At 61.8% G+C, this 12,445-nt stretch carries 10 protein-coding genes and 1 pseudogene; 9 read left to right on the top strand and 2 right to left on the bottom strand.

The features are described from left to right. The first annotated feature begins 94 nt into the window (after nucleotides 1–94). Nucleotides 95–1,108 (top strand): IS110 family transposase, encoded by a 1,014-nt coding sequence (locus QZZ02_RS08020; RefSeq protein ID WP_291843546.1) that lies wholly within the window; start codon nucleotides 95–97, stop codon nucleotides 1,106–1,108. Between the two features lie 307 nt (nucleotides 1,109–1,415). Here QZZ02_RS08020 and QZZ02_RS08015 read toward each other — a convergent pair whose 3' ends face one another. Both QZZ02_RS08015 and QZZ02_RS15055 read right to left on the bottom strand, forming a co-directional pair. Continuing rightward, a complete protein-coding gene (locus QZZ02_RS08015; RefSeq protein WP_291843544.1) occupies nucleotides 1,416–2,861 on the bottom strand; it encodes a pentapeptide repeat-containing protein in 1,446 nt (481 codons plus the stop codon). 127 nt (nucleotides 2,862–2,988) lie between these two features. Continuing rightward, nucleotides 2,989–3,567 (bottom strand): annotated as a pseudogene (locus QZZ02_RS15055) (IS6 family transposase). Between the two features lie 425 nt (nucleotides 3,568–3,992). Between QZZ02_RS15055 and QZZ02_RS08000 the strand changes: the two are divergent. Genes QZZ02_RS08000 through QZZ02_RS07965 form a run of 8 tightly spaced genes read left to right on the top strand, consistent with a single transcriptional unit; the run spans nucleotide 3,993 to nucleotide 12,422 of the window. Further along, nucleotides 3,993–4,298 carry an STAS domain-containing protein gene (locus QZZ02_RS08000; protein WP_291843542.1) on the top strand — a complete coding sequence of 102 codons (306 nt, stop codon included), beginning with the start codon at nucleotides 3,993–3,995 and terminating at the stop codon, nucleotides 4,296–4,298. Continuing rightward, complete coding sequence (locus QZZ02_RS07995; RefSeq protein WP_291843541.1) at nucleotides 4,291–4,656, top strand: response regulator; 366 nt, start codon at nucleotides 4,291–4,293, stop codon at nucleotides 4,654–4,656. Before QZZ02_RS08000 ends, QZZ02_RS07995 begins: the two co-directional genes overlap by 8 nt. Before the next feature lie 21 nt (nucleotides 4,657–4,677). Further along, a complete protein-coding gene (locus QZZ02_RS07990) occupies nucleotides 4,678–6,735 on the top strand; it encodes a chemotaxis protein CheA (RefSeq protein WP_291843540.1) in 2,058 nt (685 codons plus the stop codon). Next, nucleotides 6,732–7,259, top strand: a complete 528-nt coding sequence (locus QZZ02_RS07985) for a chemotaxis protein CheW (protein ID WP_291843539.1) — start codon at nucleotides 6,732–6,734, stop codon at nucleotides 7,257–7,259. The genes QZZ02_RS07990 and QZZ02_RS07985 overlap by 4 nt, the downstream gene beginning before the upstream one ends. A 24-nt stretch (nucleotides 7,260–7,283) precedes the next feature. Continuing rightward, nucleotides 7,284–9,818, top strand: coding sequence for a methyl-accepting chemotaxis protein (locus QZZ02_RS07980; protein WP_291843538.1), 2,535 nt, complete (start codon nucleotides 7,284–7,286; stop codon nucleotides 9,816–9,818). A gap of 48 nt (nucleotides 9,819–9,866) precedes the next feature. Continuing rightward, nucleotides 9,867–10,742 (top strand): protein-glutamate O-methyltransferase CheR, encoded by an 876-nt coding sequence (locus tag QZZ02_RS07975; protein WP_291843536.1) that lies wholly within the window; start codon nucleotides 9,867–9,869, stop codon nucleotides 10,740–10,742. Then, entirely contained in the window at nucleotides 10,742–11,356 is a 615-nt protein-coding gene (locus QZZ02_RS07970; protein ID WP_291843534.1) for a chemotaxis protein CheD, read from the top strand. Before QZZ02_RS07975 ends, QZZ02_RS07970 begins: the two co-directional genes overlap by 1 nt. Nucleotides 11,357–11,366: 10 nt before the next feature. After that, entirely contained in the window at nucleotides 11,367–12,422 is a 1,056-nt protein-coding gene (locus tag QZZ02_RS07965) for a chemotaxis response regulator protein-glutamate methylesterase (protein WP_291843533.1), read from the top strand. Nucleotides 12,423–12,445: the final 23 nt, after the last annotated feature.

The raw sequence follows: 12,445 nt of genomic DNA, 5'->3' as shown, positions 1-12,445 counted from the left end.
TTAATCTGATGGGGTGGACGGCCCCGACCAACGGCATCGCGATGTGCCATGCTTGAGCTGTTGGGAACCAGCACAAGGGAAGGAACCGTCCATCATGAATGTTACAACAATCGGCATTGATCTCGCCAAGTCTGTCTTTCAGCTTCACGGCGTTGATGCACAAGGCGCGGTGGTTTTCCGCAGGAAGCTGCGCCGCGGGGGTGTTCTGGATTTCCTGCGCGATCTGCCTGTCTGTCTCATCGGACTGGAGGCCTGTGCCACGGCCCACTTCTGGGCCCGTGAGATTGGCGCTTTGGGCCATGAGGTGCGGCTTATCCCTCCGGCTTATGTGAAGCCCTACGTGAAACGCCAGAAGAATGATGCGGCCGATGCCGAAGCGATCTGCGAGGCGGTCACACGCCCGTCCATGCGCTTTGTTCCGGTCAAGAGCGAGGCGCGCCAGGGCGTGATGATGTTGCACCGGACGCGCGATATTCTGATGCGCCAGCGCACCATGTTGCTCAATGCGATCCGCGCGCATCTGGCCGAGTTCGGAATCATCACGGCACAAGGCCCGCACAAGCTGGCCGTGCTGCTCGATACCCTGGACGAGGATCGCTTACCGGCTATCGCCCGCTCTGCCTTGACCAGCTTGGCAGCCCAGCTCGACAGTCTGGCTGCCGAGATCCGCACGCTTGAGCGCCAGCTCATGGCCTGGCACCGTACCGATGAGACGAGCCAACGGCTGGAGACGATACCGGGCGTGGGCCTCATTACGGCGACCGCGATCTCGGCCAGCATACCGGACCCGTCGGTGTTCAAGACGGGCCGTCAGTTCGCGGCCTTCCTCGGACTGGTGCCGCGCCAGAACTCGTCCGGCGGCAAGGAACGTCTGGGGCGCATATCGAAGATGGGCGATGGCTATCTGCGCCGGCTTCTTGTCGTCGGCGCGACTTCGGTCATCCGGCGTGTTGGCACGAACACCTCGGCGACGGGGGAGTGGGTCAGGCGTCTGCTGGAGCGCAAACCGGCCCGTGTTGCTACCGTCGCCATGGCCAACAAAACGGCGCGCATCGCCTGGGCCGTACTGGCCCGGAGCGAGACATATCGGGCGCCTGCAAGGGCGTAGGCGCAAAGAAACCGCGACGGCGAACGTGCTGTCGCCCAGGAGCTGTGAGGGCAGATGTAGGTGATGATGATCAAACGGGGCCGCAGCCAGGAAAACCCGAGGCAGTGTCAGGGCGTAAGAGCTCGATAATCTGAGAGGGACCTGGCCAAGCGGACTTCATCAGGGCCAGCGGTCACAGCACCGCGCCAACAGGCCGGACACATGACCGCAACCCGCAATGATCAAAAATCACTCAAATCAGACCTTGCAGAACAGGGGCCGTCCACACATGACATTGCCGAGGGTCTTTCTGACACCACCTCGGCAACTATTTATTTGGCGAGACGCCGCCTGCACAACCGACATTGCTCCTCGTTCCGTCAAACATAGCGGTCCTGCAGAATATCGTGGCTTCGGAAAGCAACATATCGATCAAATTCGACCCGCGAAGGCTGGCATCGGTGAGATCCGCGCCCTGCATTTGCGTCTGGCCCAGCCTTGCGCCGATCACTCGGGCGCGGATCAGCGTCGCATCGCGTAGGTTCGCTCGGTCCAGATTGGTCGACAACAGCCAGGTATCCGTGAGGTCGGCACGCGACAAAATTGTGCCGGTCAGATTGGCGTTATGGAGATTGGCACCTGTAAGGTTGGCGCCTGTAAGATCCGCTCCGGACAGATCGGAATTGCTCAGGTTTACCCTTGAAAGGTTGGCGCCCGACAAATTTGCAGCAGACAGATTGGTGTGCACCAATTGGGCATGACTGAGGTCGACGCCGGTGAAGTTTGCTCGGGAGAAATTGCTGCCGACTGAAAAAACACGGGACATTCTGGTATTGCGGAAGTCCGCACCGGAGAGCATGGCGCCGTCGAAGGCCGCTGAGGTTAAATTCGCACCACTAAAGCGGACACTGGCGAGGCGCGATCGTTCGTCGAAGGTCACGGATTCTAAGGTCGCACCCGTGAAATTGGCTCCCGTCAGATCCGTACCGGCAAAACTCGACTCGCTTACATCCGCGCCGGAGAAATCGGAATTGCGCAAACTACGATCCGTGAAATCAGCACCCGGTAGCCGGGCCCGGCGGAAATGCGCATTTGAGATATTGGTGGAGCGGGTCAATTGTAGGACATCAAACGACACACCCGAAAGGTCGGCCCCGGACAGGTTGGTTCGCGTCAGATCGGCATGGGTCAGGATGGCGCCCGTCAGATCGGAACCGGACAGATTGGCATCAATCAACCAGGCGTTAGAAAAGTTGCCACGCTGCAAATCGCGGTTCTGAAACTGGGCAAACTGAAGATCACATCCCTGGCAACCTTGTGTGGTGCGCAGCGTATTCATGACAGTCGCTGGTAATGGTCGCCCGGCCGGCGTCGGCATACTCATTTCGACACAATTGCGATTAATGACGACGGTTGCACTGATACGGGTATTGCATAAAAGGGCCGAGCGCAGTGCTGTCGACGCCACTCTGGCTCCAGTCAGGTCAGCACTTCCAAGAAAAGTGCGATCAAGAAGCACATCATCCAGAATGGTATTCCTCAGATTGGCACCGTACATCCTTGTTCCGGACAGATTGGAGCCTGACAAATCAACACCTTCCAGATTAACCCCCGTCAGATTTGATTCTTGAAATTCGGCATACCTCAACCGCGCACTACGCAGATCAACCTGCTCCAACGAGACTTCATTCAGAGTCGGTCCGACCTCCTCTTGCGCCAGAGCCGGTGTCAAAAAACCCAGATATATGAGAGGCAAAGCAATTATAAGTCGCATATCGAGTCTCCCCACCCACCGGAAATGCAAGCGATTTTCAGTTAAGCTCAGAAATCTAAAAATTACCAGATCGAGGTGGTATCAGACAAAAGCGAACCGGTCTCGAAAGTCCAAGTTTGAGCCTGGCTCAAGCCGCGAATTGGCGCCATTCGGCCAGGGCCTGAGTACGGTTCTCCATGAAGTCGTCGCGGCGACAAAAGTGGCGTTCGAGACGATTGTTGAGCCAGCTCCCCGTCTCCTGCCGGCTTGCATTCCCGAGAATTCGAAGCGCCGATTTGTCGCTGCGCAATTTGTCGGTCACGACCACGCCCGGACGCCCATAACGCTTCATTGCCTTGCACAGAAACTTCAATGCTGCCTTACGATCCCAGCTCTTGGTGACGAAGAACTCGAGCACTTCGCCCTCATGATTAACGGCCCGCCAAAGATAGTGAAGCTCCCCGTTGATCCGGGCGAAAACCTCATCCAGATGCCAGGCTCAATTCGACTAGTGCCCATTCTGAACGCGGCGCTTGCGGATCGACTTCGCGAACATCGGTCCGAACCGGTTCCACCAGAACCGAACCGTCTCATGTGTGATATCGATGCCGCGTTCGTGCAGAAGATCTTCGACGTTCCGAAGCGACGGCGGAAAGCGTGTGTACATCATCACGGCAAAACGGATGGCTTCCGGCGATGTCTTGAAATACCGGAACGGATTACGCATCAGAAAACGCTACGAAATCACGGTTACGGGCTCAAGCCGGGTTTAATCTGACAACGCCTTCCACAGAGGCCAAAACCCAGTGATCAGTTCGTCGCGTGATTTTGCTCTGACAAAGCCGGCTACCGCGATGAATATAATATTATCTCCTTGAGCGCCCTGAGCACCCTCGAAGGCAAGAATCTTAGCAGCTCGTTAAGGGAATCCCTCAAATTAATTGGGGCAGCAAAAGCAAACCACCATACCTCGTTTTCGGCAACCGGCCGGCGAAGCCGGACAGACCGAAACAAAACAAGACATCAACGATCGTCGGAGCCGCACCACCCAGTCCTGCACATGAGGCCGCCAAGGCGCCCCCCCAGCTCGACACCCGCATCAAGACGGACCTCCTCCCGCGGAGCGCCCGAGCCAGGAGAGGAGACGCCTTCATGTCGAACCGTCAGGACGCGACCGCCGACCTGAAGCTGGATGCCCGCATGGACATCATCGCCGCGGAGTCCCTGCTGGCGGAGCTGCAGAAGACGAGCCCGGCCCAGGACACGCTGGTGATCGACGCCGAGGACGTCACCCTGATCGACACACCCGTCATCCAGATCCTGCTGTCGGCCGCCAGAGACCAGGCCGAACAGGGCGGATGCTTCACCCTTACCCGACCGTCCGCTGCGGTCGTCGATGCAATGTGCCTTCTTGGCCTCGAAAACAGTCTGACTGAATGGAGCGGATCAAATGAGTAAGCGAGTCCTGGCCGTCGACGACTCCAAGACGATGCGCGACATGGTGGCCTTCACGCTGAAGCGCGAAGGTTTCGATGTTGTCGAGGCCGAAGACGGCATGGCGGCGCTCGAAAAATGCGGTGACGGTCCCTTCGACCTCGTCATCTCGGATGTCAACATGCCGCGCATGGATGGCATCACCCTGGTGGGCAATCTGCGCCAGAAGCCAGAATTCCGCGCCACGCCGATCCTGATCCTCACTACCGAGGCGGATCAGGAGAAAAAGGCAGCCGGCAAGGCCGCCGGCGCCACCGGCTGGATCGTAAAGCCTTTTGACCCGGCTCAGCTGGTGGACGTCGTTCGCCGCGTCTGCCGCTGATCAACCGACAAGGATCCCGCCATGAACGAGCTGGACCAGTTCCGCCAGACCTTCTTCGAGGAATGTGAGGAATTGCTTCAACGGTTTGAGGCGGTTGCCACGACTCTGTCTGCCAGCGAACACGACGTCGAGGGCCTCAACGACATCTTCCGCACAGTCCACTCGATCAAGGCCGGTGCCGGCGCCTTCAAGTTCTCGCGCCTGGTAACCTACTCACACGAGTTCGAGAACGTCATGGACCTGCTGCGGTCCGGCAAGCGGACCATGCAACCGGATGACCCGGACATCATTGTGCAGGCAGGCGACATACTTGCCGACCTGGTTGCGGCAGCCCGCTCGGGCGTCGAGGCGACCGCCGGCCTGGAAGACGAGATGCTGACCACGTTGCGCGGCATGCTGGGGCATTCCGTGGACGCGGCCGTCAGCGTCGCGCCGGTCGCTAAGGCGGTGGGCGGTGATTTCGCGGTCCGCTTCCGTCCGCACGCCGCAATGTATGCCTCGGCCAACGAGCCTCAGCTCCTCATCGCGGCCCTGCGCTCGATTGGTGAGCTCTCGATCAAGGCCGATCTGTCGGGCCTGCCGCCGCTCGCCCGCATGGAACCGGCCGGAAGCTACCTCGCCTGGACCCTCACGCTGCGGGGTGCCAAGTCGGAAGCCGCCATTCGCGAGGTCTTCGAATTCGTCGAGGATGATTGCGATCTCGACATCACCCGTATCGAGCCCGAACAGCCGGCCGTCGGCCAAGCCGCGACGCCCGTGGCGATGGTCACTGAGCCCTCCGATCCGGCGGCGAGCGCCGCCACGGGCCAGGCCGTCCGCACCTCCTCCATCCGGGTGGACCTGGATCGTGTCGACCGTCTCGTCGACATGGTCGGTGAGCTCGTGATTGCCCAGGCCATGGCCCTGGAGAGCCTCTCGGAATTCATCGACATCCGCCATGTTCGCCAGCTGCAGGCCCTCGAAGACCTGACCCTGCGCACACGCCACCTCCAGGAAGGCGTGATGGCGGTCCGCATGCAGCCCGTCAAGGCGCTCTTCTCCCGCTTCCCCCGCGTCGTCCGCGACCTCTCGAAGACGCTCGGAAAATCGGTCCGCCTGGAGCTTGAGGGTGAAGCGACGGAAGTCGACAAAACCATCATCGAGGAGCTCAGCGATCCGCTCACCCACATGATCCGCAACTGCATGGATCACGGGCTGGAAACGCCGGATGAGCGGGCCACGGCCGGCAAGGCCGAACAGGGCGTTGTCAAGCTCTCAGCCGAGCACCGCAACGGGCGCATCCTGATCCGGGTGAGCGATGACGGTCGGGGACTGAACCCGGAAAAAGTCCTCAAGAAAGCCGTCGAGAAGGGTCTGGTCGAAGACGGTGCGGAGCTGTCCAAGGAGGAGATCGAGGCCCTGATCTTCATGCCGGGTTTCTCAACGGCCTCGGTAATCTCCGATGTGTCCGGCCGCGGCGTCGGCATGGATGTCGTGCGCCGGAACATCCAGAAGCTTGGCGGCCGCGTCACCCTCGACTCGACGCAAGGCAAGGGCTCGACATTCACGCTGGCTCTGCCGCTCACCCTCGCCGTCCTCGACGGTATGCTCGTGGACGTCGCCGGCGAACGCTATGTCGTGCCCCTCTCCGCCATCATCGAGACGGTCTGCCCGGAACCCAAACAGCTGCGCGCGATGCCGGACGGCGGCACCATCCTGTCCATACGCGGTGAAACCATGCGCCTCGTCGATCTGTGCGAGTCGCTGAATCTCGATCGCGCCGGTCGCCCCGAACCCCTGCGCAAGCTGGTGGTGATCGTGGAAACCGAATTCGGGCGCCATATCGGCCTGATCGTCGACGAGCTGCTGGGGCAGCAACAGGTCGTGATCAAGAGCCTGGAAGCCAATTACCGGCCAATCGTCGGGGTCGCCGGGACGGCGATTCTCGGTGATGGCCGCGTCCGCCTCATTCTCGATATAGACGGCCTGGCGGCCAGTTCGTCTCGTCAGCGTGGTCCGCAAGATGCGTCCGGTTCGCCCGGGGGCAACGCGCGGGCGTCCATTGAAACCCGAACCGCTCTGGGAGGCCAATCAGCATGAATGCCGAGGAAGCAATGCTCGCCACCGCGGAAGCGATCGCCAAGGGGCGAGACACCGCGAGTGACCACAAGCAGTATGTGAGCTTCGCCGCCGGCGCGGAGCAGTATGCGGTCGACATCATGTCGGTGCGCGAGATCAAAGGCTGGACGGAGGTCACGAGCCTGCCGAACCAGCCGGACTATGTTCGCGGGGTCCTGAACCTCCGCGGCGCGGTCCTGCCGATCGTTGATCTGCAGAGCCGTCTGGGCGGCGGTCTCACCGAGACCACGCAACGCCATGTGATCGTGATCGTGGCGCTGGCAGAACGGCAGGTCGGCCTTCTGGTCGATGCCGTCTCCGACATCCTTTCGGTGTCGGACACCAAGATCCAACCCGTACCGGAGACCAGCACAAAGGAAGATTCCCGCGTCTTCTCCGGATTTTTGACTGATGAAGATCAAATGGTGGCGATGCTCGACCTGCATCGCCTGCTCGGCGCCGAGCTCGTCAAGGCCGCCGAGGCCGAAGACGTCTTGATCCAGTAGAACCGTGAACAAAGGAGTTGCGTGATGTCGATTGCAACCAACAACTCGTCGGGTCAGGACGCCAAGCGTGACGATCAAACCCGCCTCACTTTCGCCGGCGCCGTGTTCGCGGCTGCCACCGTCGCCTTCATCGCCACCGGCTTCACGGCGTCCAACTGGGGGGTCTGGCCGGCCATCCTGACAGCGCTGCCGCTCGCCGCCGTGTTCGGCGCCTGGACGATGTTCAATCACCGCGTCCCGGCGGGAGCTACCAGCGCGTCAAGCGATGCCGCTGCCAAACTCGCCGCCGCAGACCGGTCCCAGGCCATCATCGAGTTCGAGCTCGATGGCACCATCATCACGGCCAACCAGAACTTCCTGGACACGGTCGGCTACAGCCTCGAGCAGATCCGCGGCCGTCACCATTCCATGTTCGTGGATGCCAACTATGCTGCATCGGCCGAATACCGGTCCTTCTGGGACAAGCTGCGCCGTGGTGAATATGACAGCGGCGAGTATGAACGCGTGGGTGCCGGCGGACGCCAGATCATCCTCCAGGCGTCCTACAACCCGATGCTCGACAAGGACGGCAAGCCGATCAAGGTCGTCAAATTCGCGACCGACCTGACGTCCAGCACCCGCATGAAGGAGGGCAACCGCATCCGCGCTGCGCTCGACAAGGCGACCACCAACGTCATGATCGCCGATGGTGACTTCAACATCGTCTACATGAATGACAGCCAGAAAGAGATGCTGGAGGCGGCCGAGTCCGACCTGCGCACGGTTCTGCGTAACTTCGACGCCAAGAACCTGATGGGCAAGAATATGGACGTCTTCCACAAGAATCCGGCGCACCAGCGCCAGGTTCTGGAACGCCTCACCGGCTCCCATCGCGCCGAACTCAACATTGCCGGCCGCGTCTTCGGCCTGATCGCTACGCCGGTCTACGATGCCGAAGGCAAGCGGTCCGGTGTCATCGTGGAATGGGCTGACCGCACGGAAGAAGCCGCCCGCAAGGCGCGCGAGGAAGCCCAGGCGGCCGAGAATGCCCGGATCCGCGCTGCGCTCGATAATACGACGACCAATGTCATGGTCGCCGATGCCGATTTCAACATCGTCTACATGAACCACTCCCAGCAGGACATGCTGAACGAGGCCGAGGCCGATTTGCGCAAGGCGCTGCCCAACTTCAATGCCAAGGAGCTGATGGGCAAGAATATGGACGTGTTCCACAAGAATGCGGCCCACCAGCGCGGCATGCTGGCCCATCTCACCACCGCCGTGTGCAGCAATATCAAGGTCGGGGAGCGCTACTTCCAGCTCATCGCCTCGCCGGTCAATAACGCCAGCGGCCAGCGCGTCGGCACCGTCGTCGAATGGAAGGACGAGACGGCGGAGAAGCATATCGAGCAAGAGATCGAACACGTCGTCAGCGCGGTCGCCCGTGGCGACTTCTCCAACCAGCTGACGCTGGAGGGCAAGACCGGCTTCATGCGGTCGTTGTCTGAGAACATCAACTCGCTCGCAGGCACTGTCTCCGGCGTCCTCGATGCCATCGGAGACATGCTGGAAGGCCTGTCCAAGGGCGATCTCACCAAACGGATGGAAGCCGATTATCAGGGCGTATATGGCCGCCTGAAGGATGATGCCAACTCCATGGCGTCAACGCTGATGGAGACCGTCCAGGCCATTTCGATGGCGGCGGATGAAGTGGCCGCAGGGGCCCAGCAGATCTCGACCGGTGCCAACGACCTGTCGCAGCGCACCGAGCAGCAGGCTGCCAATCTGGAAGAAACCGCCGCCTCGATGGAGGAGATGACCTCGACCATCAAGCAGAATGCCGACAACTCCCAGCAGGCGAGCCAGCTGGCCGTCAGCGCCCGCGACAGCGCGGAGAATGGGGGGCAAGTCGTGTCCAATGCCGTCGAGGCGATGGACAAGATCGAGGAAAGCTCGCGTCGGATCTCCGATATCATCGGGGTGATCGACGAAATCGCTTTCCAGACCAATCTGCTGGCTCTCAACGCGGCGGTTGAAGCGGCCCGGGCCGGCGATGCCGGCCGCGGCTTCGCGGTCGTCGCCTCCGAAGTCCGCTCGCTGGCCCAGCGTTCGGCACAGGCCGCCAAGGACATCAAGGACCTGATCGTGGACTCCACGACGCAGGTGAAGGGCGGCGTCGAACTGGTCAACCAGACCGGCGAGTCGCTCACCGAGATCGTCGATTCGATCAAGAAGGTCGCCGACATCGTGGCAGAGATCAGCGCCGCCTCCCGCGAACAGGCGACCGGTGCCGACGAGATCAACCAGGCCGTCACGCAGATGGACGAGATGACCCAGCAGAACTCCGCCCTCGTGGAGGAGAATGCTGCGGCCGCCAAGACCATGAACGACCAGGCCGGGCGCATGCGCCAGCGCATGAGCTTCTTCGAAGCCGGCCAGGAGCGCAGCGAGATCGCCCGCCATCCTGCGGCCTCCTCGCCGAAGGCCCGCCGTGCCGCCACGGGTGGCGGGGCGCGCGGCCTCCAGACCGCGCTCGCCGAGAGCGTGGTCGAGGGTGATGACGACTGGAGCGAGTTCTAGAACTTGCTCCACCCCGACCGATCCCGGCGTGTGTGACAGGAGACATGGATGGCCAAGGCTGCCAGCAAGACAGAGATGGAGAGCCGTGAGTTCCGGATGCGCGACAGCGATTTCCGGACCATTGCGGACGCCATCTACACACACGCCGGCATCGTTATCGGGGATCACAAGCGCGAGCTGGTCTATTCGCGTATGGCGCGGCGACTGCGCCAGCTCGGCCTCGCCAATTTCGAGACCTATCTCGGTCGCTTTGACGGGCCACACGGAGCCGAAGAGCGTGATCACCTGATCAACGCGCTGACCACCAACCACACCCACTTTTTCCGCGAGTCCCACCATTTTGAACATGTCCGCGACATCGCCGTGAAGCATTGGCAGGCCCGGGCCGCCAAAACCGGGGATCGGCGCATCCGGATTTGGTCGGCCGGCTGCTCCTCCGGCGAGGAGCCCTACAGCCTGGCCGCAACGCTCGCCGAAGCGCTGGGGCAGGGCGGCGGCTGGGACTGGCGCATCCTTGCTACGGATATCGACACCAATGTGCTCGCCCACGCCAAGCGCGGCGAATACCCGGTCGGCGCGGTGCGGGATGTGCCCAAGACCCTTCAGCGCAACCACTTCCAGCCCTCGGCGCGCGACGGCGCCATGGTCCGGGCAAGCGCGGCGATCCGCTCGCGCATCACCTTCAACCGGCTGAACCTGCATGGCGACTGGCCTATGAAGGGCCAGTTCGACCTGATCTTCTGCCGCAATGTGACGATCTATTTCGACGGCCCGACCAAGAACCGTCTGGTGAAGCGTTTCACCGAAAGCCTCAAGCCGGATGGCTGGCTTTATCTGGGCCATTCGGAGTCGGTGCTCGGCGGGACGGCGGGCCTTCACCCGGTCGGCCGCACGATCTATTCCTTCAAGGGCGAGGCGCGCTGATGGGACGCCATGCCGCGGCGCTGGCCTCAGCCGCGCCTTCTTCCCGCTATCTCGACAAAGGGTCCAATCGCTGGGTGGTGAAAGTCCTGCCGGGCGGTCAGCATATCTCCCAGCAGGACGGCGAGCTGATCGCAACCGTGCTCGGCTCCTGCGTCGCGGCCTGCTTGCATGATCCGATCGCCGGAATCGGCGGAATGAACCACTTCATGCTTCCGCACGACGATGAAGGCCTGTGGTCCGGCGCCAGCCTGGCGCTGCGATATGGCAATCATGCGATGGATGCCCTGATAAACGAATTGCTCAAGGCCGGGGCCGACAAGCGTCGCCTGGAATGCAAATTCTTCGGCGGCGGCAATGTCATGAACGGCATGCGAGGCGTCGGCGACCAGAATGCCGCCTTCGCGCGGGAGTATGCCCGCGTGGAAGGCCTGAAAGTCATCGCGGTCGATCTTGGCGGCGACCGGGGCCGCCGGGTCATGTATGATCCGGCCACGGGCAAGGCCTGGCGGCGCTTCATCCAGTCCAGCGGTGTCGGCGAACTGGTCAAGACCGAAAGGCAACTCCGGGCGGCGCCGCCGCTGCGAAAGCAGACCGGCTCGATAGAGCTGTTCTAGGAGAGATGCGATGAGCCGACGGATCCGCGTACTGGTGGTCGATGACAGCGCGCTCATGCGCATGATTATCCCCTCGATGCTTGAGCGTTCGACCAAGATCGAGGTCGTCGGGTCGGCGTCCAACCCCCTGATCGCTCGCCAGATGATCAAGGACCTCAATCCGGACGTCATTACGCTGGATGTCGAGATGCCGCAGATGGACGGTATCGCCTTCCTCGAGAAGATCATGACCCTGCGGCCCACGCCGGTGGTCATGGTGTCGTCGCTGACCCGTGAAGGCGCCGACGTGACCCTGCGAGCGCTCGAGCTCGGGGCCGTGGACTTCCTGGCCAAACCGGCCATCGACCTGCAGGCCAATATGGGCAAGCTCGCCGACGAGCTGATCGAGAAGGTCAAGACCGCCGCCCGGGCGAAGGTAACGGCGATCAGCCGCCGACCGGGCAAGGCCCGCGTCAAGCGTCTGGGGTTCGACACGACCGAACGCATCCTCGCCATCGGCGCCTCGACCGGCGGGGTCGAGACAATCGGCCGGATCGTGACAAATTTTCCGCCCGACGCGCCGGGCACGGTCATCACGCAGCACATGCCGCCGCACTTCACCCGCCAGTTTGCCGAGCGACTCGACAAATTCTGCGCGGTGACCGTGAGCGAGGCCGAGGACGGCCGGCGGATACGCCCCGGCCATGTCTTCATCGCACCGGGCGACTCGCATCTCACCGTGCAGCGCTCGGGCGCGGACTATGTTTGCCGCCTGGACCAATCACCGCCTGTGAATGGACACCGACCGTCCGTGGATGTGCTTTTCCTCTCCGTCGCAAAAGCCTGCGCGAACAAAGCGATAGGCGTCATTCTGACGGGCATGGGGCGGGATGGTGCAGAAGGCCTGAAACTGATGCGGGAGGCGGGCGCCGAAACGATCGGCCAGGACGAGGCCAGCTCCATCGTCTACGGCATGCCGAAAGCGGCCTTCGACTGCGGTGCGGTCAACCTTCAGTTACCGGAAAATAAGATTCTGCCAACCATACTCTCCCTCGTGTCAGACGGGGGAGACGTTCTGCGGATCTGAACCGGGTGCCGGTTCAGCAAACC

Source organism: Maricaulis sp., assembly GCF_015665295.1.
Lineage (GTDB): Bacteria > Pseudomonadota > Alphaproteobacteria > Caulobacterales > Maricaulaceae > Maricaulis.
This window is presented reverse-complemented; position numbering and strand designations above follow the sequence as displayed.